This window comes from Streptomyces sp. NRRL F-5727 (assembly GCF_000719555.1).
In the GTDB taxonomy this organism is placed as follows: Bacteria; Actinomycetota; Actinomycetes; order Streptomycetales; family Streptomycetaceae; genus Streptomyces.
The window spans coordinates 1-21,251 of sequence record NZ_JOGX01000061.1 but is presented as its reverse complement, the minus strand read 5'-3'; the positions used below and the strand labels follow the sequence as shown (position 1 = coordinate 21,251).

The window sequence follows — 21,251 nt, the reverse complement described above, 5'->3', positions numbered from 1 at the left end:
GGGGCGGGTGGGTCAGTTCTGCGCGACCCACTCGCCCTTGTCGGGCCAGTAGCCGTAGACCGTACGGTCCTCGATGGCCTGCGTACGGAACGGCTGTCCGCCGTCGTCGATCCGTACGGTCCCCTTCCTGTCGCCGGTGCTCCACGCCAGCTCCAGGTACCAGGCGACGGCGTGCTCCTCGGTGTGGACGTCGAGGTTGAGGACCTGCGGGTCCCCGGTGGCGACCTTGTACGGGAAGTCCTTCGCGGGCACGACCCGGTCGCCGTCCTGTCCGGCCACGGCCTTCACGTACGGCCGGGGCGCGTCGAGGTCGACGGCGAAGGTCTGCGGGGTGATCCCGCTGCCGCAGCCGTCGCCCATGGAGTACGCGGCCCGCTGCGGCGGCCGGTCGCGCTCGACGACCCGGACGCTGAGCCCCGACAGCACGACCGGTTCCCGGGTGCGTCCGGTGACGGTGACCTGGAGCTGCATGCGCCCGCCGTCGATCCCGCCGAGCGCCCGGGCCCACGGGCGGGTGTCCTGCGGCGGGGGCGGCGGCGGCACGTGCTCCGGCTTCTGGTCGAGGACGTAGTACTCGCCGCAGGGTTCGGCCCAGTTGTACGAGCTGATGCCGGCGTTCAGCGGAGCGGGCGCCGCGACGGCGCCCCCGCGCGGCTCCTTCTCCCCGTCCCGCGCCACGAGGTAGGCGCCGGGCACGACGAGCGCGACGACCGCCACGGCGGCGAGGCCGCTCCGGAACCGCCCCCGCGAGGGCGCGGCACCCTGCTGGACGGCCTCCGCCGTCACGAGGACGACGGGCTCGACCGACTCGACGATCTCAACCGGATCCCCAGGCTCGACGACCGGCTCGACGACCGGCTCGACGCTCCGCCCCCGGGTCTCGTCGGCGACGATCCAGGCGCGGTGGAGGTCCACCAGCTCCTCCCGGGTGGCCCCGCACAGCCGGCCGAGCCGTTCCACGGGCGCGAAGTCCGTCGGGACGGCGTCGCCGTTGCAGTACCGGTGCAGGGTGGAGGTGCTGACGTGGAGCCGCTTCGCGAGCGCCCCGTAACTCAGCCCCGACCGCTCCTTGAGCCCCTTCAGCAGCCCGGCGAACCGGTCCCCGGTGTCCATCCGTCGCTCCCCCGTCCCCGTCGGCGTCCCAGGAACGCGTTCCGGGCGAGGCACGTCTCCCCAGGTCACCGGGGGTGGAAGCGTTCCAGCGTCCCTCATTGTCCCGCGTCGGTCGACAGCGGGTCACACCGGCTCGCAGCATGAAGCCATGCCGAACAGCCGCGTCACCGACGCCCTGGCAGTGACGGTGCTGATCATCTGCACCGCGATCGTGATCACTCTGCTCGACGGCCACTGACCGACCGATCCGCCCACGGGGGAACCACCATGCGCACGACCGCCCGCCGCCTCGCCCTGCCCGCCGCCGCCCTGGCCGCGACCCTCGCCCTGACGGCCTGCGGCCAGTCGTCCGACCAGGACGCGACGGCCCCGGCCCCCGCGAAGCCCGCACCGACCACGGCCACGGCGTCGGCCGCGCCGACCACGGCCGCACCCACGCCCATCGCCGCACGACCCACCACCGCGCCGCGCACCACCACGCCGCCCACGACCGCACCGGCGACGGGGACCCCGCGCGAGACGACCGCACGGCCGGCCAAGCCCTCCAGCCCGGCTCCGACTGCGACTCCGCGGACCACCACCCCCCGCCCCCGCCCCTGCACCGCCGCCGACGTGAAGGTCGTGGCGAGCAGGGTCAGCCGCCCCCTCAACCACCTCGCGCTGACCGTCACCAACACCGGCACCCGCACGTGCGACGCCGTCGGAGCGCCCCTGGTCGGCTTCGACCACAGCCAGGCGCCGATCAGGATCGTCGAGGAGAGCAGGCCGCAGGCGGTGGTGACCCTGGCGCCCGGGGAGTCGGCCTACGCCTCCGTGATCCTGACCGGGGAGCCGGGCGCGGACACACACGGCATGACCGTCCGCACGATCAAGGTGAACCTGACCGCGGACAGCATGGTGACGGTGACGGCGCCGCAGGGTACGTACGTGGACGACGGCGCCGCCGTCTCGTACTGGCAGCGGGAGTTCGAGGACGCCCTCCAGTTCTAGGGTTCCGGCGCTCTAGCGGTTGATCGGGTACGACGTCCGGCCGGACACCTCGTCGATCTCCGCGTGCGCCTTCTGGAGCAGCTGCGAGGCCAGGTCCATCAGCGCCCGGGCGCCGGCGATCTCCTCGCCCACCCTCAGCTGGTCCGGATCGGAGGGGTGCCGGTTCGCCGTCCCGTGGGCCCGGAACTCGGTGCCGTCGGTGAGCCGGACCATGGCCGCGGCCCGCGTCCGGTCGCCCTCCTCCTTGAACTCCATCTCCACATGCCATCCGACAAGCGTGTGCATCATGAGGATCACCTCCACCGAGGTACCTGTCGGCTACCCCTCCAGAGTGCGCCGCACCGTGCGCCTCCACCACTCGCCCCGGCCGCTGTCAGTGGCGCCCCGTACGTTCTGATCATGGCGATGATCCCGAACCAGCTGCCCCGGCTCGCGTCGGACCCCGCGGGCCGTTCCCTCGGCCTCGACCTGCCGCCGGGGGCCCTCACGGGTCCGGCGGACGACCCGTACCTCTGGTCCGGGCACGGCCCGGCGGGCCCCGGCGGCTGGAGCGCCCTGCGCCCGGCGGCCCGCACGGCGGGGCTGCTGCCGGTGCTGCTGGCCGGCGACGACGACCTGGACGCATGGCATCTGATGCCGGAGGCGATGAGCGACCCGGCGGACCACGACGCCGACGAGGTGCTCGCCGAGCTCTGGGAGGAGTACCTGGCCTCGGAGATACCGGAGGAGGAGCGGGACCCCGCCGTGACCGCCACCGTCGAGGAGCTGTTCGGCGAGCAGCCCGAGTACGAGGAGGTCGTGGCGCCGTACGCCGCGGGCTGGCCGGGTCTGGCCCCGGCGTGGCCCCCGCGTACCGACCCGGACGCGGCGGCGGCCGCGGCGGCCACGGCGCTGACGAGGCCGGGCTCCTGGATGGAGGAGGCCCGGCCTGCGCTGGTCCCGGCGCGGCGCAGCGCCGACATACCGGCGGTCATCGGCTGGTCGGGGCCGCTGAACCACGAGGACGACGTGGCGCGCCTGTGCGCGGTGCTGCGCTCCTGGGAGGACCGCTTCGGCGCCCGGGTCGTGGCGCTCGCCCCCGCCACCCTGGTGGTCTCGGTGGCCGCCCCGCCCCGGACCGTGGAGGAGGCCGAGGCGCTGGCGGCGGAGCACTTCGCGTTCTGCCCGGACAACATCACGCAGGGCGACCACGACACCCTGCGCGCCTACGCCCGGGGGGCCCTGCTGAACGCCCCCCTCTGGACCTTCTGGTGGGACTAGACCCCCGGTCGGGGCCCGGTCAGCGGTTGCCGGCGGAGATCGTCCGGGCTGCCTCGACGGCCCAGTAGGTGAGGATCATCCGGGCGCCGGCCCGGCGGATCCCGGTGAGGGTCTCCAGGATCGCCTTGTCGCGGTCGATCCAGCCCTTCTCGGCGGCGGCCTCGACCATCGCGTACTCACCGCTGATCTGGTACGCGGCGACCGGCACGTCCACGGACTCGGCGACCTTCGCGAGCACGTCCAGGTAGGGCCCGGCCGGCTTCACCATCACCATGTCCGCGCCCTCCTCCAGGTCCAGCGCGAGCTCGCGCAGCGACTCGCGGAGGTTGGCGGGGTCCTGCTGGTAGGTCTTGCGGTCGCCCTTGAGCGACGAGCCGACGGCCTCGCGGAAGGGGCCGTAGAAGGCGGACGAGTACTTCGCCGTGTAGGCGAGGATCGCCACGTCCTCCTTGCCGATGGTGTCCAGGGCGTCCCGGACGACGCCGACCTGGCCGTCCATCATCCCGGAGGGGCCCACGACGTGGACGCCGGCGTCGGCCTGGACCTGCGCCATCTCGGCGTACCGCTCCAGGGTGGCGTCGTTGTCGACCCGGCCGTCCTCGGCGAGGACGCCGCAGTGACCGTGGTCGGTGTACTCGTCGAGACAGAGGTCCGACATGATCACGAGCTCGTCGCCGACCTCGGCGCGGACGTCCCGGATGGCGACCTGGAGGATCCCGTCCGGGTCGGTCCCGGCCGTGCCGAGGCCGTCCTTCTTGGCCTCCTCCGGCACGCCGAACAGCATGATCCCGGAGACCCCCGCCTCGACCGCCTCCACGGCGGCCCGGCGCAGCGTGTCCCGCGTGTGCTGGACGACGCCGGGCATCGCACCGATCGGCACCGGCTCGGTGACGCCCTCGCGCACGAACGCGGGCAGGATCAGGTCGGCCGGGTCCAGGCGGGTCTCGGCCACCATCCGCCGCATGGCGGGCGTCGTTCGCAGCCGTCGCGGCCGCGCCCCCGGAAAGCTTCCATACGAGTTCATCCCCCGAATCTACGCCCGCCCCCACCCCCCACTTACCGACACCCTGTTGCCCACTTACCGACACCCTGTTGCCGCGCCCCCGGGTGCCCAGCCGGGCGCAGCCCACAACGCAGCCGGCGCGGGCCCCGTAAGGGACCCGCGCCGGAGAAGAGACCACGTCCCCCTACGTCGTGCGCCGCCGCCTCGCACCCGGCCGGCGTTCGCTCGGGCGCGTGACGGGGTCGCCCGCCTCCAGCGCCGCCTCCCGACGCCGGATGCCGAACTCCGCCAGCGCCTCCGCCAGCTTGTGCACGGACGGCTCGGGCGACAGCACGTCGACCCGCAGCCCGTGCTCCTCCGCCGTCTTGGCGGTGGCCGGCCCGATACAGGCGATGACGGTCACGTTGTGCGGCTTGCCGGCGATGCCGACCAGGTTCCGCACGGTCGACGACGACGTGAAGAGCACCGCGTCGAAGCCGCCGCCCTTGATCGCCTCCCGCGTGTCCGCCGGCGGCGGCGACGCGCGCACGGTCCGGTAGGCGGTGACGTCGTCGACCTCCCACCCGAGCTCGATGAGCCCCGCGACCAGCGTCTCGGTCGCGATGTCGGCCCGCGGCAGGAAGACGCGGTCGATCGGGTCGAAGACCGGATCGTACGGCGGCCAGTCCTCCAGGAGCCCGGCCGCGCTCTGCTCACCGCTCGGCACCAGGTCCGGCTTCACACCGAAGTCGACCAGCGCCGCGGCCGTCTGCTCGCCCACCGCCGCGACCTTGATGCCGGCGAAGGCGCGGGCGTCGAGCCCGTACTCCTCGAACTTCTCGCGCACGGCCTTGACCGCGTTGACGGAGGTGAAGGCGATCCACTCGTAGCGGCCCGTCACCAGGCCCTTCACGGCCCGCTCCATCTGCTGCGGGGTCCGCGGCGGCTCGACCGCGATGGTCGGCACCTCGTGCGGCACGGCACCGTACGAGCGCAGCTGGTCGGAGAGCGACGCGGCCTGCTCCTTGGTGCGCGGCACGAGCACCCGCCAGCCGAAGAGCGGCTTGGACTCGAACCAGGAGAGCTGGTCGCGCTGCGCCGGGGCGCTGCGCTCGCCGACCACGGCTATGACCGGCCGGTGGCCCTCGGGCGAGGGGAGCACCTTGCCCTGCTTGAAGACCTGGGCGATCGTCCCGAGGGTCGCGTTCCAGGTCCGCTGGCGCGTGGTCGTGCCGGCGATGGTGACGGTGAGCGGGGTGTCCGGCTTACGGCCCGCCGCCACCAGTTCACCGGCCGCCGCGGCGACCGCGTCGAGCGAGGTGGAGACGACGACGGTGCCGTCGGAGGCGCCGACCTCGGCCCAGCACCGGTCGTCGGCGGTCCGCGCGTCGACGAAGCGGACGTCGGTGCCCTGCGCGTCGCGGAGCGGCACACCGGCGTACGCGGGGACGCCGACCACGGTCGCGACGCCGGGCACCACCTCGAAGGGGATGCCCTCGGCGGCGCAGGCGAGCATCTCGGCGCCGGCGTTGCCGTCGAGGCCGGGGTCGCCGGTCACCGCACGGACGACCCGCCTGCCGCCGCGCGCGGCCTCCATGACAAGATTGACCGCATCCCTCAACACGGGGACTCCGGCGGTTGTTGACGCCTCGTCAACAACCGTCAGCTCCGGCGTGCTCACGCCCGCGCGCGCATGGCAGCGGACGACGTCCAGGACCTCCGGCTCGGCGATCAGGACGTCCGCTCCGGCCAGGGCCTCGACGGCCCGGAGGGTCAGGAGCCCGGGGTCGCCTGGGCCTGCGCCGAGGAAGGTGACGTGGCCGTGGCCCGCGAAGACGGGGGACACGGGGCTGGTGGTCGGGCTGGTGGGGTTCAAAGTGCTCGCTCCCCCATAAGACCGGCCGCACCCTTGGCGAGCATCTCGGCCGCGAGTTCGCGTCCGAGCGCCGCCGCCTCGTCGTACGAGGTGGGGACGGGACCGGTGGTGGACAGCTGCACCAGCGTCGAGCCGTCGGTGGTGCCGACGACGCCGCGCAGGCGCATTTCGGTGACAACCTGCCCGTGACCGGGACCGTCGGCGAGGATGTCGGCAAGCGCGCCCACGGGTGCGCTGCAGCCGGCCTCGAGGGCGGCGAGCAGGGATCGCTCAGCGGTCACGGCGGCCCGCGTCTGCGGGTCGTCGAGAGCGGAGAGCGCGGCGACGAGGTCGGAGTTCGACGCCAGGCATTCGACGGCCAGGGCACCCTGGCCGGGGGCGGGCAGGACCGAGTCGACCGGCAGGTGCTCGGCCGACAGGCCGCCGAGGAGTTCCTCGGTGCCGCCGATGCGGTTGAGTCCGGCCGCGGCGAGGACGACGGCGTCGAGCTCGCCCTTGCGGACGTAGCCGACGCGGGTGTCGACGTTGCCGCGGATCGGGACGCAGGTCAGGTCGAGGCCGTGGCTGCGGGCGTACGCGTGCAGCTGGGCCATGCGGCGCGGCGAGCCGGTGCCGACGCGGGCGCCCCGGGGGAGCCGGTCGAGCGAGAGGCCGTCACCGGCGATGAGGACGTCGCGCGGGTCCTCGCGCCGCGGGATCGCGGCCAGCACCAGGTCGGGGTGCTGGGCGGTCGGCAGGTCCTTCAGGGAGTGGACGGCGAAGTCGACCTCGCCGTCGAGCAGCGCGTCGCGCAGGGCGGCGACGAAGACGCCGGTGCCGCCGATCTGCGCGAGGTGCTCACGGGAGGTGTCCCCGTACGTGGTGATCTCCACGAGCTCGACGGGCCGGCCGGTCGCCTGCCGGACGGCGTCGGCCACGTGCCCGGACTGGGCCATGGCGAGCTTGCTGCGCCTGGTCCCGAGCCTCAGTGCCCTCTCGGTCATACTCGCCCTCGGTTCTTGACGTCGGCGTCATTCAGGTCGGCCCGGGAGACGGACGCCACCGTCTCCGGGTCGAGGTCGAAGAGTGTCCGCAGCGCGTCCGCGTACCCGGCGCCGCCGGGCTCGCTGGCGAGCTGCTTGACCCGCACGGTCGGCGCGTGCAGGAGCTTGTCGACGACGCGGCGCACGGTCTGGGTGATCTCGGCGCGCTGCTTGTCGTCGAGGCCGGGGAGGCGGCCTTCGAGGCGGGCGACCTCGCTGGCCACCACGTCGGCGGCCATGGTGCGCAGGGCGACCACGGTGGGGGTGATGTGGGCGGCGCGCTGGGCGGCGCCGAAGGCGGCGACCTCGTCGGAGACGATGCCCCGGACCTGGTCGACGTCGTTGGCCATGGGCGCGTCGGCGGAGGCGTCGGCGAGCGATTCGATGTCGACGAGCCGGACGCCGGGGATCCGGTGGGCGGCGGCGTCGATGTCGCGGGGCATGGCGAGGTCGAGGAGGTGGAGCGGCTCGCCGCGGCCCGCCGCGGCGGCCTCGATCGCGTCGCCGGCGAGGACGAGCCCGGTGGCGCCGGTGCAGGAGACGACGATGTCCGCCCGGCCCAGTTCGTCGCCGACGGCAACCATCTCGGCCGCGCGTGCGGCCACTCCCGTGCCGCCGGGCTCGGCGAGGATCTCGGCGAGCCGCTCGGCGCGGGCGAGGGTGCGGTTGGCGATGACGATCTCGGCGACCCCGGCGCGGGCGAGGGTCGCGGCGGCCAGCGACGACATGGAGCCGGCGCCGATGACCAGGGCCTTCTTGCCACGGGCCCAGCTCTCGACCTCGGTGTCCCGGGCGAGCTGCTCCAGGCCGAAGGTGACCAGCGACTGCCCGGCCCGGTCGATGCCGGTCTCGCTGTGGGCGCGCTTGCCGACCCGCAGGGCCTGCTGGAAGAGGTCGTTGAGGAGCCGGCCCGCGGTGTGCAGGTCCTGGCCGAGGGCGAGGGCGTCCTTGATCTGGCCGAGGATCTGGCCCTCGCCGACGACCATGGAGTCCAGGCCGCAGGCCACCGAGAAGAGGTGGTGGACGGCCCGGTCCTCGTAGTGCACGTAGAGGTAGGGGGTGAGCTCCTCCAGGCCGACGCCGCTGTGCTGGGCGAGGAGCGTGGAGAGCTCGGCGACCCCGGCGTGGAACTTGTCCACGTCGGCGTAGAGCTCGATGCGGTTGCAGGTGGCGAGGACGGTGGCCTCGGCGGCCGGTTCGGCGGCGAGGGTGTCCTGGAGGAGCTTGGCCTGGGTGTCCGAGGGCAGCGCGGCCCGCTCCAGGATGGAGACGGGAGCGCTGCGGTGGCTCAGCCCGACGACGAGGAGACTCATGCCGGCATCACCGCGGGGACGTCCCCGTCGGGTCCCTTGCGGCCGCTCTCGGCGGTGGTACGGGTCGCGGCCTGCGGCACCGCTCCCGCGGCGGCCGGCGGGGCGGACTCGTCGCCGGTCTCCTCGCCGGCCTTCCGCTGCTCGTGGAAGGCGAGGATCTGGAGCTCGATGGAGAGGTCCACCTTGCGCACGTCGACGCCGTCCGGCACGGAGAGCACGGTCGGGGCGAAGTTGAGGATGGAGGTGACGCCGGCGGCGACGAGCCGGTCGCAGACCTGCTGCGCGACGCCGGCCGGGGTCGCGATGACGCCGATGGAGACGCCGTCCTCGGCGATGATCTTCTCGAGGTCGTCGCTGTGCTGGACGGGGATCCCGGCGACCGGCTTGCCGGTCATGGCGGGGTCGGCGTCGATGAGCGCGGCGACGCGGAAGCCACGGGAGGCGAAGCCGCCGTAACCGGCGAGCGCGGCGCCGAGGTTACCGATGCCGACGATCACGACGGGCCAGTCCTGGGTCAGACCGAGCTCGCGGGAGATCTGGTAGACGAGGTACTCGACGTCGTAGCCGACACCGCGGGTGCCGTACGAGCCGAGGTAGCTGAAGTCCTTGCGCAGCTTCGCGGAGTTGACTCCGGCCGCGGCCGCGAGCTCCTCCGAGGAGACCGTGGGTACGGAGCGCTCCGACAGCGCGGTCAGGGCGCGCAGATACAGCGGAAGGCGGGCGACGGTGGCCTCGGGAATTCCTCGGCTACGGGTCGCCGGTCGGTGAGTTCGGCCAGTTGCCACGGTGCTCCTGCGGGATGAGCGGGGCTGCAGGCGGCCATACGTCCCAGGACCGCCCCGTCGAATGCAGGCTATGTCTTTGTGAACGCGTGCACAAAGATGGTGTCCGTTTTGTCTGCCCAAAGTGACCGGGGTCACGCGACCGGTTCTCGCCGTCGTGGAACCGTCGCACGGCGCGATGCGTTGAGCTCCCGAAGGGGGCAAAGCCGCACACACTCCTCACGACGTGACCCCCGAATACCTACAAAACGTCCATGATGGTAACCGGCTTTCGGTCACGCACCCAGTTCGCGCCGGAGCCGCTCCGGGTCCACCCGCCAGAAGGTGTGCTGCTCGCCGTCGACCAGCACGACCGGGATCTGCTCCCAGTACTCCTTGTACAGCGCCTCGTCCTGGAGGATGTCCCGCTCCTCCCAGCGCGCCCCGGTGTCGGCGCACACGGCCTCGATCACCGCCCGGGCGTCGTCGCAGAGATGACACCCCGGCTTGCCGATCAGGGTCACGGTCCGCGCGGCCGGGTCCCGGTCCGCGTCCTTCTTCTTCGTACGTCCGAACATGCCGTCCATTGTCCCGCCCGGACACGGCGGGGACCCGCACTGTTCACACGACGGCATCCCCACAAGTCGGGAAGGACCGAACAGACTGGCTATGCTCCAGACATGGCCGCTCTGGGATGGCTCACCCCCCGTAGGCGCTCCGCCACCGCGCGCAGCGTCCTCGCAGGCGAGGCCGCCGCCGAGGCGGCCCGCAAGACCTCGCTCCAGCTGGAACAGGAGCGGGAGGAGGAGGCCGCCGCCCTCGAAGCGGCCCGCGCCTCCGAAGCCGCGCCCGAGGAGCCCGAGTTCCCGGTCGCCGGCGACGTGCGGGCGGCCGCCTTCTTCGACCTCGACAACACCGTGATGCAGGGCGCCGCGATCTTCCACTTCGGCCGCGGCCTGTACAAGCGGAAGTTCTTCCAGCGCCGTGAACTCGCCCGCTTCGCCTGGGCGCAGGTCTGGTTCCGGCTGGCGGGCGTCGAGGACCCGGCCCACATGCAGGAGGCCCGCGACAGCGCGCTCTCCATCGTCAAGGGCCACCGCGTCTCCGAACTGATGTCGATCGGCGAGGAGATCTACGACGAGTACATGGCCGACCGGATCTGGCCCGGCACCCGCGCCCTGGCCCAGGCCCACCTCGACGCGGGCCAGAAGGTCTGGCTGGTGACGGCCGCCCCGGTCGAGACGGCCACGATCATCGCCCGCCGCCTCGGCCTCACCGGCGCCCTCGGCACGGTCGCGGAGTCGGTGGACGGCGTCTACACGGGCCGGCTGGTCGGCGAGCTGCTGCACGGACCCGCCAAGGCCGAGGCGGTACGGGCGCTGGCCGCCGCCGAGGGCCTGGACCTCGCCCGCTGCGCCGCGTACAGCGACTCGCACAACGACATCCCGATGCTCTCGCTCGTCGGGCACCCGTACGCGATCAACCCGGACACCAAGCTGCGCCGGCACGCCCGGGACCGCGAGTGGCGGCTGCGCGACTACCGGACCGGCCGCAAGGCGGCGAAGATCGGCATCCCGGCCGCCGCCGGCCTCGGCGCCGTCGCCGGCGGCACCGCCGCCGCGGTCGCCCTGCACCGCCGGCGCCGCTGACCGCCGAATTCCGGCCCCCGGCAAGGCGGAAGACCGCTTCGTACCCGAACCGCCCCGCGTTTCCGGCACGCCACGCCCGTGCCGATACGTTTCGGCTGCGATCATCTGCGACAACCACGGACCAAAGGGACTCACCCGTCCGTGGTCGAACAGCCGCGCACCCCTGGACCCCCGGCCATTCCCGCGCCCTTACCCAGGAGCGGCCCGGATCACTCCCCTCTACCGCACATGAGCACAACGCAACGCCGACGCAGTCACACTCGGAAGTCACTCGATCAATAACCGGTCACCAAGTGCGACTTGATCCGTCCGCAACCTATAACTGAAGCGACGTAATCGATGATTTAGGCAACTGGGTGTAGCGCTGCCTGTACGAAGCGTTATTCTCCTCAGACGCACAGCGGAACCCTCCCGTCGCCACGACGAGTGAACGGATCCGCACTGCACGTGATGGAAGCTCTGCCTCTGGGAGTCCCGTGTACCCACACGTCGGGGTTGACGCCTCGGGCCTGGCTACGCTGCGCGCAACGGTCCTCGACCACTTGCGTGGCTTCGTCCCCACCGCGTACGCCGGTCCTGCCTTCGCCTTCGCCGCACCGGCACCCGCCGGCCCCTGCTATGCCCTGGCCGACGGCGGTGCCGCCGTCGGCAGACGGGGCGCGCGCGGGGGCGCCGGGAGCCCGGCCACCGCCCGACGCCCCACCGCCGACAGCGACAGCGCCCGCATGATGGACCTGGTCGAGCGCGCCCAGGCCGGCGAGGCCGAGGCGTTCGGCAGGCTGTACGACCAGTACAGCGACACCGTCTACCGCTACATCTACTACCGGGTCGGCGGGAAGGCGACGGCCGAGGACCTCACCAGCGAGACGTTCCTGCGCGCCCTGCGCCGGATCTCCACCTTCACCTGGCAGGGCCGCGACTTCGGCGCCTGGCTCGTCACCATCGCCCGCAACCTGGTCGCCGACCACTTCAAGTCCAGCCGCTTCCGGCTGGAGGTCACCACCGGCGAGATGCTCGACGCCAACGAGGTCGAGCGCAGCCCGGAGGACTCCGTCCTCGAGTCCCTCTCCAACGCCGCGCTCCTCGACGCCGTCCGCCGTCTCAACCCCCAGCAGCAGGAGTGCGTGACCCTCCGCTTCCTCCAGGGCCTCTCGGTCGCCGAGACCGCACGGGTCATGGGGAAGAACGAGGGCGCCATCAAGACCCTCCAGTACCGGGCCGTCCGCACCCTCGCCCGGCTCCTGCCCGAAGACGCCCGCTAGCCCGTCCGGGCCGCCGACCGCCGCCACTCCCTCCCCGCGCGCCTCCCCACTTCTCCCGTCCCCCTTCTCGGCCACGTCCCCGGCCCCGTCCCCAGTGAAGCGCTTTGTCCCCCTCACCCGTACTTCACCCACACCCCTCCCCCCACGCCACCACTGCCCGTCCCAAATCACAGTCGGTGACGCATCGATGACGCACTGGTCCGATCATCTTTCGCGCGTAACCCAAGTGCCGCGCCGCTCGTTGTGCGAAATGCAGGCTCCCTGTGGTCACGCCCTGCCCGCAGACACTCACTCGTTCGTGTGGATCTGCTCAAGGCGGGCAACCTTCCGGACCCCTTGGGGAGTCGACCGTCATGACGAGAGGAGGTGCCGCCAGTGATCGCGAACGTGCACCGGCGGGCGAACGCCTTCGCCCAGGCCCTGGAGGACCGGACGCCGGAGGGCGAGGCCGACCGGCCCGACCCCACGGCCGACACGGGCGACCAGGGACGGCTGTTGACCTTGGCGAGCGGTCTCGGCGAACTGCCGAAACCGGAGCTCGACCCCGAGGTCAAGGTGGTGCAGCGAGCCCAGCTCGTCGCCGCCATGGAGGCGATGTTCGCCCAGGGGACGGCCGCCGCGGGCCCTACCGTCCCGGAACAGCGGACCACCAGGGGCGCCCACCGGGCCTCCCCCCTGCGGAAACTCCGCCCGCGTTCCCGCTGGAGCAAGGGACTCGCCGCGGGCGGCCTCACCGTCGGCGTGGCTGCCGGAGCCTTCGGCGGCGTCGCCGCCGCCAGCTCCGACGCCCTCCCCGGTGACTCGCTCTACGGACTCAAGCGGGGCATGGAGGACCTCAAGCTCGGCATGGCCGACGACGACGCCGACCGCGGGGGCATCTACCTCGACCAGGCGTCCACCCGGCTCAGCGAGGCCCGCCGGCTCATGGAGCGCGCCCGCTCCGGCGAGCTCGACCACGAGTCCCTCGGCGAGATCCGCCGCGCCCTCGGCGGCATGAAGCACGACGCCGAGCAAGGCCACCGGCTGCTCCGCCAGGCGTACGACCGGGACGGCGAGATCGCCCCGATGGCCCGGCTGAACTCCTTCGCCCAGGCCCACCGCGACACCTGGAACGGCCTGCGCGGCCGCCTCCCCGTCCAGCTCGCCGACGTCGGCGACGAGGTCACCGGCGTCTTCGACGCCATAGACCAGGAGGTCGAGCCGCTCCAGTCGATGCTGCCCCGCACCCCCGAGACGGGCGCGGTCGACCCCGGCGGCTCCAGCAGCAGCCCCAGCGCCCGGCAGCACCAGCAGGGCACCGACCCCCAGCAGCCCCCGGCCACCAGGGACGCCCCCACCCAGGGCAGCCCCTCGGCCACCGCCCCCCGGCCCTCCGGCACCACCCAGGGCACCGGCGCGGGCGGCGAGACGGACACCGGCACCGGCACCACCCCGAGCCCGGGCGCCGAGACCGGCACCACCTCCCCCGAGGACGACGGACTCCTCGGCGGCGACACCGGCGGCCTCCTGCCGTCCCCCACGGGCACGACGACCGCCCCGGAGGACAGCCAGGCGACCCCCACACCCCCGGACGTCACCATCCCGCCACTCCTGCCGGGCCTCCTTCCGGGCCTAGGCATCGACAGCGAGGACGCTCGCTGACAAGAAGAAGGGGCGCCCCCACGGACGGGGGGCGCCCCTTCTTCCATCCGCACCAGCTCAGAAGAACACCGACCTCCGCTGCACCAGCAGCCTGGCCCCCCTCACTCTGCCGTCCTCGCACCGCTCGGCCCAGCGGCCTCCCGGGCTTCGAAAGGCTGCGCCGGACTCCGTCCGCCGGGCCCGAGACCCCCGTCCGCGGACGGCCCCCCGCGCCGGGGTCAGAAGAACACCGACCTCCGCTGCACCAGCAGCTGGGCCCCCCTCGCTCTGCCCTCCTCGCACCGCTCGGCCCAGGGGCCTCCCGGGCTTCGAAAGGCTGCGCCGGACTCCGTCCGCCGGGCCCGAGACCCCCGTCCGCGGTCGGCCCCCCGCGCCCGGGTCAGAAGAACACCGACCTCCGCTGCACCAGCAGCTTGTACAGCGTGTGCTGGATCTGCTCCCGGACCTGGTCCGTCAGGTTGAACATCAGCATCGGGTCCTCCGCCGCCTCCGGCGGATACGAGTCCGTCGGGATCGGCTCCCCGAACTGGATCGTCCACTTCGTCGGCAGCGGCAGCATCCCCAGCGGCCCCAGCCACGGGAACGTCGGCGTGACCGGCACGTACGGCAGCCCCAGCAGCCGCGCCAGCGTCTTCGCGTTCCCGATCATCGGGTAGATCTCCTCGGCGCCCACGATCGAGCACGGCACGATCGGCACCCCCGCCCGCAGCGCCGTCGAGACGAAACCGCCCCGCCCGAACCGCTGGAGCTTGTACCGCTCCGAGAACGGCTTCCCGATCCCCTTGAAGCCCTCCGGCATCACCCCGACGACCTCACCGGCCCGCAGCAGCCGCTCCGCGTCCTCCGCGCACGCCAGGGTGTGCCCCGCCTTCCGCGCCAGCTCGTTGACGACCGGCAGCACGAAGACCAGGTCCGCCGCGAGCAGCCGCAGGTGCCGGCCCGCCGGATGGTGGTCGTGCACCGCGACCTGCATCATCAGCCCGTCCAGCGGCAGCGTCCCGGAGTGGTTGGCGACGATCAGCGCCCCGCCCTTCTCCGGGATGTTCTCGACGCCCTTCACCTCCACCCGGAAGTACTTCTCGTACAGCGGGCGCAGCAGTGACATCAGCACCTGGTCGGTCAGCTCGGCGTCGTAGCCGAACTCGTCGACCTCGTACTCGCCCGTGACCCGCCGCCGCAGGAACGCCAGCCCGCCCGCCAGCCGCCGCTCCCAGGCCGCCGGCCGCGCGGAACCCTCCCCGGGCCCGTCCGGCGCGGGCGCGTCCGGCGCCGGGGGCTCCGGTGCCGGGGCGGCCACCGCCTCCAAGGTCGCCCCCGGCAGCGCCCGTACCGCCGCGGGACCGGTCCCGGCCGCGGACGGCTCCTCGGGCCGGCCCGGCCGCCGCCGGGCCCGCGAACGGTCGTCGTCGAAAGGAATCACCTTGGCGTCCGCCATCGCTGTCGCTGCTCCTCAGGCACCGTCGTGAGAGTCACGGGAAGGAATCGGACCCGCCCCCGGGGCGACCCGGCCGGCCAGCCGGTCCACCGCCCCCGCGAGCCGCTCCGGCGGCAGGAGACCCGGTCCCCGGCTCGCCGCGAAGTCCGCGAACGCCTCCGCCGTCGAGTACCGCGGGCGGAAGCCCAGCACCTCCCGCATCTGCGCGGTCGAGACGACCCGCCCGTGCGTGAGGAGCCGGATCTGCTCGGGCGCGAAGTCGGTCAGCCCCACCGTCCGCAGCGCCGACCCCACCCAGGTCACCGCGGGCAGCAGCACCGGCACCGAGGGCCGCCCCAGCCGCCGCGCGCACTGCGACAGCAGCAGCACCCCGTCGCCCGCCACATTGAAGGTCCCGCTGTTCAGCGACCCCCGGCGCGGCTCCTGCGCCGCCAGCCGCAGCACGTCGACCACGTCGTCCTCGTGGACGAACTGCAGCCGCGGGTCGTACCCCAGGACCGTGGGCAGCACCGGCAGCGACAGGTACTCGGTCAGCGGCGACTCCACCCGCGGCCCCAGGATGTTCGCGAACCGCAGCACGCACACCGCCACGTCCGGCCGCCGCCGGGCGAAGCCCCGTACGTATCCCTCGACCTCGACCGCGTCCTTCGCGAAACCACCGCTCGGCAGCGACTTCGCCGAGGTCGTCTCCGTGAAGACCGCCGGATCGCGCGGCGCGGAGCCGTACACGGTCGTGCTGGACTTCACCACCAGGCGCCCGACCCGGGGCGACTTCTGGCACGCCCCGAGCAGCTGCATGGTGCCGATGACGTTGGTCTCCTTGACCGCCGACCGGCCGCCCGCGCCCAGCGCGGTCCCCGTCACGTCGAGGTGCACCACCGTGTCCACCTCGTGCTCCGCGAGCACCTTGGCGATGGCCGGCCGGCGGATGTCCGCCCGGACGAACTCGGCGTCCCCCAGCGGATGCCCGGGCTCGACCGCGTCCACGGCCACCACCCGCTCCACCTCCGGATCCCGCTGGATCCGCCGCACGAAACGGCCCCCCAGATGCCGGGCTGCACCGGTGACGAGCACGACCTTGCCCAAGATCAGCGCCTTCCGTCCGAACTTCCGTCCGTTCTTACCCGTAGCCGCCACCGTAGCGCCTGCGGGTTTCGGCGCAATGAAAACGTGGCCCCTCACCGAGGACGGTGAAGGGCCACGCCTTGTCACATACGGGGGCCGCTCGCGCGGCCGCCGGTCTTACTTCTTGTTGCGACGCTGAACGCGCGTGCGCTTGAGCAGCTTGCGGTGCTTCTTCTTGGCCATCCGCTTGCGCCGCTTCTTGATAACAGAGCCCACGACTACCCTCGCTCACTTCTTCTCACTGGTGCGGGGCGTCTGGGCCCACACGACCTACGAGGGGTCAGCCTACCGCCCCTGGCACCACACGAGTAATCCGAGGGCCGGACGCGGCTCACCCGCCGTTCGGCCGCAGGTCGGCCGCGCGCCCGCTACGCGGTCCCCACCCCCACGTACGACTCCCTCAGGTACGCGTGAACCGCCTGCTCCGGGACCCGGAAGGACCGGCCCACCCGGATCGCCGGCAGATGACCGCTGTGCACCAAGCGGTACACGGTCATCTTCGACACACGCATCACCGCGGCGACTTCCGCCACGGTCAGGAACTTGACCTCGTTGAGAGGCCGATCGCCAGCAGCCATGACCCACCTGTACCTTCCGCCGCGACGCCCACCGGCTTCCCCTCCGGTGACTCTTCGTCGTCGAACGCTCACGAATCAGACTAGGGGCGGGTGGTGCGAGTGGGGAAGAGGAGCCCCTATCGCCCGTTTACCGTGACAGACACGCTCGATTGAGTACATAGCGCGTCAGGGGACGGTAGTACGCCGAGGGCACCCCGTCATCGAGCGGGACGGCCACCGCCACCTGCCCCTCGGCCTCCCCCACGAACAGCGCCGGATCGTCCGTGTCGGCCACCCCGATGGCCTCGACACCCAGCTGACCAGCACCGCAGACCCAGCCGTGGTCCCCGACGACCAGCTCCGGCAGCGACCCGCCGGCCTCCGCCGCGCTCTCCAGCGCGGCCCGCACCGGCAGCGCCGAGTGCGAATGCGCCCCCGGCTCGCGCCCGCCCTCCGGCGGCCCCGCCTCCCGTACGAACGCGACGCCCCGTACGTAGTCGAGGACGTACGTACGTAGACCGAACCGGGTCGTTATGTCGACACATCGCCCCTGCGCCGGTGTGAGGACTTCACATCCCGCCGCCGACAGGGCGTCTGCGAGAGCGGCGTAGAAACCGAGCAGCCGGTGCGGATGCCCGGTCCCGAACAGCACCGGGGCCCGCCGAGCGGCCGCCGCCGCCAGCCGCCCCGCGAAGGCGTCCAGCCGGCGCAGCGTCCGCTCCGGGTCGATCACGTCCGGCCCCGAGCGGTACGCCGGATCCCCCGACACCCCGCACTTCTCGGCCATCAGCCGCAGCAGCTCGGCCTCGTCCCAGCCCCCGGCCGGCACCAGCCCCAGCGTCACCCGCGGATCCCGCGCGGCGAAGAGCCGGTAGCTCCGCAGGCTCTCCTCCCGCGACGTCGCCACCGTCCCCGCCAACCCCGCCGCCAACAGATGCGCCCGCAGCGCCCCGGTACTCAACACCCTTCCGATGCTGCCGGATCGTCACTGCCGGAGCGTCAGAATCCGTTGTACGCCGCACAGTTGGCGTAACCGCTAGGCGAGCAGTCCGCGCAGCGGGAAGGCGGCCCGCCGGGTCGCGAGCACCGCCTGGTCCAGCCGGTCCGCGGGGTCGTACCCCTCCGACCACTCCCGGAAGTCCACCGGCCACCGGCCGTCGGTCATCCGCCCGGGCCCCAACTGCCGGGTCCGCGCGTACACCTCGTCCCGCCACGAGGACGGGATCACCGTCTCCGGCGCCACGGGCGCGTGCGCCGCGATCCCCACCAGATGCGTCCACGACCGCGGTACGACGTCGACCACCGCGTATCCGCCGCCGCCCAGGGCCACCCACCGGCCGTCCGCGTACGCGTGCGCCAGCTCGTGGCACGCCTCCTGCACCGCCCGCTGCGCGTCCAGCGAGACCGCCAGGTGCGCCAGCGGGTCGTCGAAGTGGGTGTCCGCGCCGTGCTGGGTGACGAGCACCTGCGGGCGGAAGTCGGCGAGGAGCTCCGGCACGACCGCGTGGAAGGCCCGCAGCCAGCCCGCGTCGCCGGTCCCCGCCGGCAGCGCCACGTTCACCGCGCCGCCCTCGCCGGGCCCGGACGCCCCGGTCTCCTCCGGCCAGCCGGTCTGCGGGAACAGCGTCCGCGGGTGCTCGTGCAGCGAGACCGTCAGGACCCGCGGGTCCTCCCAGAACGCCGCCTGCACCCCGTCGCCGTGGTGGACGTCGACATCCACGTACGCGACCCGCTCCACGCCCAGTTCGAGAAGCCGGGCGATGGCCAGGGAGGCGTCGTTGTAGATACAGAACCCGGCCGCTCCGCCCGGCATCGCGTGGTGCAGCCCGCCGGCGAAGTTCACCGCGTGCTCGGCCTCGCCCCGCCACACGGCCTCCGCGGCCGCCACCGACTGCCCGGCGATCAGCGCGGACACCTCGTGCATCCCCTCGAAGGCGGGGTCGTCGACGGTCCCGAGCCCGTACGCCTGGTCGGCGTGGCGCGGATCGGCCGAGGCGGCCCTCACCGCGGCCACGTAGTCCTCACGGTGCACGAGCCGCAGCGTCGACTCCCCGGCCGGCTTGGCGGCCACCACGTCCACCGCCCGGTCGAGCCCGAAGGCCCGGACCAGGCCCATGGTCAGGGCGAGCCGCACCGGATCCATCGGGTGCTGGGGCCCGAAGTCGTACCCCGTGACAGCTTCATCCCACATCAACAGTGCGCGGCCGCTCATGCCCGCCACCGTATCGGGCCTCCCGCGCGCCGAACGACGTGGCATACACCACCGTCACCAGGACCAGCACCATCGGCACGAGCATCGCCCCGCGGTAGCTCCACGCGTCCCCGAGCGCCCCCACGAGCGGGGAGCCGACGAGGAAGCCGACGTAGTTGAAGACGTTGAGCCGCGCGACGGCGGCGTCGCTGTGCTCCGGGAAGAGCCGGCCGGCCGCCGCGAAGGTCTGCGGCACGATCACGCTCAGCCCGAGCCCCAGCACCGTGAAGGCAGCGATCCCCACCCAGGCCGACGGCGCCACCGCCACCAGCGCGAAACCGCACGCCGCGAGCACCGCCCCGGCCCGCACGATCACCGGCGCCCCGAAGTACCGCACCCCGAGGTCGCCCACGGCCCGCCCGAGCAGCGTCGTCACCATGTACGCGTTGTAGGCGACGGTCGCGGCCTCCTCCGAGCCGCCGAGGACGTCCTGGAGGTACTTCGCCGACCAGTTGGAGACCGTCGAGTCCCCGATGTACGCGAACGTCATCACCAGGCACAGCGGCAGCAGCAGCCGGAACGACAGCGCCCCGCCCTTCTCCGCGCCGGCACCGCCCGGGGCGGCCGTGCCGTCCACGTACCACCGGCTGCCGAGGAACGCCGCCGGCGCCAGCACCGCGACCACCGGCAGGTACGACCAGAACAGCGACAGGTGCCAGTGCGCCCCCGCCCAGGCCAGCGAGGCCCCGGCGATCCCGCCGAGGCTGTACGCGGCGTGGAAGCCGAGCATGATGCTCCGGCCGTACGCCCGCTGGAGGCTCACCCCCAGCATGTTCATGGACGCGTCGAGCGCGCCGACCGCGAGCCCGAACACGCCGAGCGCCACGGCCGCCGTCCACAGCGCGTCCCCCGCCCCCACGGCCGGCAGCGCCAGCAGGACGACGGGCTGGGACCACCGCAGCACCACCGAGGGCGCCACCCGGGCGACGAGCTTCTCCGTCGCCACGCTGGCCACCCCGGCGAGGATCGGCACGGCCGCCAGGAAGAGCGGCAGCAGCCCGTCGGAGATCCCGTACCGGTCCTGAATCCCGGGTATCCGGGTCACGAGCAGGGCGAAGGCCACGCCCTGGACGAGAAAACTGAAGGCCAGCGAGGACCGCCCCCGCCGCAGCCGCGCATCGGTCATGGCGGCACAGCGTAGGGCCGCCACCTACCGATGGGTAGATGGATCACAGACCCAAAATCGCGGGCAGCTCCTCCATCCGGGAGAAGTGCCCCGTCACCCCGCTCAGCCGCTCTTCCGGGGTCATCGCGGTGAAGCCGTACACGTCCATGCCGGCCGCCAGGGCGGCCTGGACGCCGAGCCGGCTGTCCTCGACGACGACGCACCGCTCGGGCGCCACGCCCATCCGCTCGGCCGCGTGGAGGAAGAGGTCCGGCGCCGGCTTGCCCCGGCCCACGTCCTCGGCGCTGTAGACGAGCGCGTCGGGGAAGAAGGCGTCGAGCCCGGTCTTCCGGTGCCCGACCCGGATCCGCTCGTGGCTGCCGGAGGACGCCACGCAGTACGGCACTCCGTCGGCGACGAGCCGCTTCAGCACGTCCACGGTCCCTTCCACCGGCTCCAGTTCCTCCCGGAAGGCGCTGAAGACCCGTGCGTGGAAGGTGTCGTCGAAGTCCTCGGGCAGCCGCTGCCCGGTCCGCTCCCGCACGAGGTCGTGGATCCGGTGCATCGCGGACCCCATGTAGTCCCGGATGGACTCCTCGTACGTGGTGGGGTGCCCGAGCTCGGTGAGGTAGCCGGCCAGCAGCCGGTTGGAGATCGGCTCGCTGTCGACGAGCACACCGTCGTTGTCGAAGATGACCAGGTCATAGCGCATGCGCCCAGCCTAGATCCCGGCCTGGTGCCGGCCGGCGTCCTGACCTGAACGCAAAAATGCCTCAACCCCCGGACAAGGTCCGGGGGTTGAGGCTAAAAATTGTTCGGCGGCGTCCTACTCTCCCACAGGGTCCCCCCTGCAGTACCATCGGCGCTGAAAGGCTTAGCTTCCGGGTTCGGAATGTAACCGGGCGTTTC

General features: G+C 72.9%; 21 protein-coding genes and 1 rRNA gene. 5 read left to right on the top strand and 17 right to left on the bottom strand.

The genetic code is table 11. The features are described from left to right. Positions 1 to 12: 12 nt before the first annotated feature. A complete protein-coding gene (locus tag IF73_RS0130330; protein WP_031013686.1) occupies positions 13 to 1,113 on the bottom strand; it encodes a helix-turn-helix domain-containing protein in 1,101 nt (366 codons plus the stop codon). 267 nt (positions 1,114 to 1,380) lie between these two features. Between IF73_RS0130330 and IF73_RS0130320 the strand changes: the two genes are divergently transcribed. Next, complete coding sequence (locus IF73_RS0130320) at positions 1,381 to 2,103, top strand: DUF4232 domain-containing protein (protein ID WP_031013684.1); 723 nt, start codon at positions 1,381 to 1,383, stop codon at positions 2,101 to 2,103. 12 nt (positions 2,104 to 2,115) lie between these two features. On the opposite strand, the gene IF73_RS0130315 is transcribed toward IF73_RS0130320, so the two are convergent. Next, complete coding sequence (locus IF73_RS0130315; protein WP_031013683.1) at positions 2,116 to 2,388, bottom strand: DUF1876 domain-containing protein; 273 nt, start codon at positions 2,386 to 2,388, stop codon at positions 2,116 to 2,118. A gap of 114 nt (positions 2,389 to 2,502) precedes the next feature. On the opposite strand from IF73_RS0130315, the gene IF73_RS0130310 reads away from it, so the two are divergent. Then, positions 2,503 to 3,363 (top strand): DUF4253 domain-containing protein, encoded by an 861-nt coding sequence (locus IF73_RS0130310; protein ID WP_031013682.1) that lies wholly within the window; start codon positions 2,503 to 2,505, stop codon positions 3,361 to 3,363. 19 nt (positions 3,364 to 3,382) lie between these two features. On the opposite strand, the gene hemB is transcribed toward IF73_RS0130310, so the two are convergent. The 6 genes from hemB to IF73_RS0130280 form a co-directional block, all read right to left on the bottom strand. Beyond that, positions 3,383 to 4,387: a porphobilinogen synthase gene (gene hemB / locus IF73_RS0130305; RefSeq protein WP_031013680.1), complete on the bottom strand. Its 1,005-nt coding sequence runs from the start codon at positions 4,385 to 4,387 to the stop codon at positions 3,383 to 3,385. Between the two features lie 163 nt (positions 4,388 to 4,550). Beyond that, positions 4,551 to 6,221: a uroporphyrinogen-III synthase gene (locus IF73_RS0130300; RefSeq protein WP_031013679.1), complete on the bottom strand. Its 1,671-nt coding sequence runs from the start codon at positions 6,219 to 6,221 to the stop codon at positions 4,551 to 4,553. After that, positions 6,218 to 7,204: a hydroxymethylbilane synthase gene (gene hemC / locus IF73_RS0130295; RefSeq protein WP_031013677.1), complete on the bottom strand. Its 987-nt coding sequence runs from the start codon at positions 7,202 to 7,204 to the stop codon at positions 6,218 to 6,220. Before hemC ends, IF73_RS0130300 begins: the two co-directional genes overlap by 4 nt. Next, complete coding sequence (locus IF73_RS0130290; protein WP_031013676.1) at positions 7,201 to 8,556, bottom strand: glutamyl-tRNA reductase; 1,356 nt, start codon at positions 8,554 to 8,556, stop codon at positions 7,201 to 7,203. The genes hemC and IF73_RS0130290 overlap by 4 nt, the downstream gene beginning before the upstream one ends. After that, the gene (locus IF73_RS0130285; RefSeq protein WP_031013675.1) at positions 8,553 to 9,341 is read right to left on the bottom strand and encodes a redox-sensing transcriptional repressor Rex; all 789 of its coding nucleotides are present in this window, start codon (positions 9,339 to 9,341) and stop codon (positions 8,553 to 8,555) included. The genes IF73_RS0130290 and IF73_RS0130285 overlap by 4 nt, the downstream gene beginning before the upstream one ends. A gap of 272 nt (positions 9,342 to 9,613) precedes the next feature. Beyond that, positions 9,614 to 9,904 carry a glutaredoxin family protein gene (locus tag IF73_RS0130280; RefSeq protein WP_031013674.1) on the bottom strand — a complete coding sequence of 97 codons (291 nt, stop codon included), beginning with the start codon at positions 9,902 to 9,904 and terminating at the stop codon, positions 9,614 to 9,616. Between the two features lie 93 nt (positions 9,905 to 9,997). Here IF73_RS0130280 and IF73_RS0130275 point away from each other — a divergent pair, with 93 nt between their 5' ends. The 3 genes from IF73_RS0130275 (at position 9,998) to IF73_RS0130265 (ending at position 13,869) form a co-directional block, all read left to right on the top strand. After that, positions 9,998 to 10,966 (top strand): HAD family hydrolase, encoded by a 969-nt coding sequence (locus IF73_RS0130275; protein WP_031013672.1) that lies wholly within the window; start codon positions 9,998 to 10,000, stop codon positions 10,964 to 10,966. A gap of 476 nt (positions 10,967 to 11,442) precedes the next feature. Next, a complete protein-coding gene (locus IF73_RS0130270; RefSeq protein ID WP_031013670.1) occupies positions 11,443 to 12,228 on the top strand; it encodes an ECF subfamily RNA polymerase sigma factor, BldN family in 786 nt (261 codons plus the stop codon). Positions 12,229 to 12,603: 375 nt separating this feature from the next. Then, positions 12,604 to 13,869 (top strand): DUF5667 domain-containing protein, encoded by a 1,266-nt coding sequence (locus IF73_RS0130265; RefSeq protein ID WP_031013668.1) that lies wholly within the window; start codon positions 12,604 to 12,606, stop codon positions 13,867 to 13,869. Positions 13,870 to 14,248: 379 nt separating this feature from the next. Here IF73_RS0130265 and IF73_RS0130260 read toward each other — a convergent pair whose 3' ends face one another. The 9 genes from IF73_RS0130260 to rrf all read right to left on the bottom strand — a co-directional run. Further along, positions 14,249 to 15,304 carry a lysophospholipid acyltransferase family protein gene (locus IF73_RS0130260; protein WP_031013666.1) on the bottom strand — a complete coding sequence of 352 codons (1,056 nt, stop codon included), beginning with the start codon at positions 15,302 to 15,304 and terminating at the stop codon, positions 14,249 to 14,251. Positions 15,305 to 15,319: 15 nt separating this feature from the next. Continuing rightward, the gene (locus IF73_RS0130255) at positions 15,320 to 16,390 is read right to left on the bottom strand and encodes an NAD-dependent epimerase/dehydratase family protein (protein ID WP_031013665.1); all 1,071 of its coding nucleotides are present in this window, start codon (positions 16,388 to 16,390) and stop codon (positions 15,320 to 15,322) included. Between the two features lie 156 nt (positions 16,391 to 16,546). Further along, entirely contained in the window at positions 16,547 to 16,645 is a 99-nt protein-coding gene (locus tag IF73_RS39930) for a 30S ribosomal protein bS22 (protein ID WP_003948845.1), read from the bottom strand. Positions 16,646 to 16,797: 152 nt separating this feature from the next. After that, a complete protein-coding gene (locus IF73_RS0130250) occupies positions 16,798 to 17,007 on the bottom strand; it encodes a helix-turn-helix domain-containing protein (RefSeq protein WP_030495139.1) in 210 nt (69 codons plus the stop codon). 127 nt (positions 17,008 to 17,134) lie between these two features. Then, the gene (locus IF73_RS0130245; RefSeq protein WP_031013664.1) at positions 17,135 to 17,950 is read right to left on the bottom strand and encodes a phosphatase; all 816 of its coding nucleotides are present in this window, start codon (positions 17,948 to 17,950) and stop codon (positions 17,135 to 17,137) included. Positions 17,951 to 18,022: 72 nt separating this feature from the next. Beyond that, a complete protein-coding gene (locus IF73_RS0130240) occupies positions 18,023 to 19,198 on the bottom strand; it encodes an acetoin utilization protein AcuC (RefSeq protein WP_078868338.1) in 1,176 nt (391 codons plus the stop codon). After that, a complete protein-coding gene (locus IF73_RS0130235; protein WP_031013660.1) occupies positions 19,167 to 20,363 on the bottom strand; it encodes an MFS transporter in 1,197 nt (398 codons plus the stop codon). The genes IF73_RS0130240 and IF73_RS0130235 overlap by 32 nt, the downstream gene beginning before the upstream one ends. Before the next feature lie 43 nt (positions 20,364 to 20,406). Then, positions 20,407 to 21,054, bottom strand: coding sequence for an HAD family hydrolase (locus IF73_RS0130230; RefSeq protein ID WP_031013657.1), 648 nt, complete (start codon positions 21,052 to 21,054; stop codon positions 20,407 to 20,409). A 101-nt stretch (positions 21,055 to 21,155) separates the two neighbouring features. Beyond that, a 5S ribosomal RNA gene (gene rrf, locus IF73_RS38900) occupies positions 21,156 to 21,251 on the bottom strand; the annotation flags it as partial.

Coding starts and splice junctions, on each gene's coding strand:
- hemC (WP_031013677.1), bottom strand. CDS start 7,204: ATGACCGAGAGGGCACTGAGGCTCGGGACCAGGCGCAGCAAGCTCGCC.
- IF73_RS0130310 (WP_031013682.1), top strand. CDS start 2,503: ATGGCGATGATCCCGAACCAGCTGCCCCGGCTCGCGTCGGACCCCGCG.
- IF73_RS0130260 (WP_031013666.1), bottom strand. CDS start 15,304: ATGGCGGACGCCAAGGTGATTCCTTTCGACGACGACCGTTCGCGGGCC.
- IF73_RS0130330 (WP_031013686.1), bottom strand. CDS start 1,113: ATGGACACCGGGGACCGGTTCGCCGGGCTGCTGAAGGGGCTCAAGGAG.
- IF73_RS0130315 (WP_031013683.1), bottom strand. CDS start 2,388: ATGCACACGCTTGTCGGATGGCATGTGGAGATGGAGTTCAAGGAGGAG.
- IF73_RS0130250 (WP_030495139.1), bottom strand. CDS start 17,007: ATGGCTGCTGGCGATCGGCCTCTCAACGAGGTCAAGTTCCTGACCGTG.
- IF73_RS0130230 (WP_031013657.1), bottom strand. CDS start 21,054: ATGCGCTATGACCTGGTCATCTTCGACAACGACGGTGTGCTCGTCGAC.
- hemB (WP_031013680.1), bottom strand. CDS start 4,387: ATGAACTCGTATGGAAGCTTTCCGGGGGCGCGGCCGCGACGGCTGCGA.
- IF73_RS0130280 (WP_031013674.1), bottom strand. CDS start 9,904: ATGGACGGCATGTTCGGACGTACGAAGAAGAAGGACGCGGACCGGGAC.
- IF73_RS0130235 (WP_031013660.1), bottom strand. CDS start 20,363: ATGACCGATGCGCGGCTGCGGCGGGGGCGGTCCTCGCTGGCCTTCAGT.
- IF73_RS0130290 (WP_031013676.1), bottom strand. CDS start 8,556: ATGAGTCTCCTCGTCGTCGGGCTGAGCCACCGCAGCGCTCCCGTCTCC.
- IF73_RS0130240 (WP_078868338.1), bottom strand. CDS start 19,198: ATGAGCGGCCGCGCACTGTTGATGTGGGATGAAGCTGTCACGGGGTAC.
- IF73_RS0130320 (WP_031013684.1), top strand. CDS start 1,381: ATGCGCACGACCGCCCGCCGCCTCGCCCTGCCCGCCGCCGCCCTGGCC.
- IF73_RS0130275 (WP_031013672.1), top strand. CDS start 9,998: ATGGCCGCTCTGGGATGGCTCACCCCCCGTAGGCGCTCCGCCACCGCG.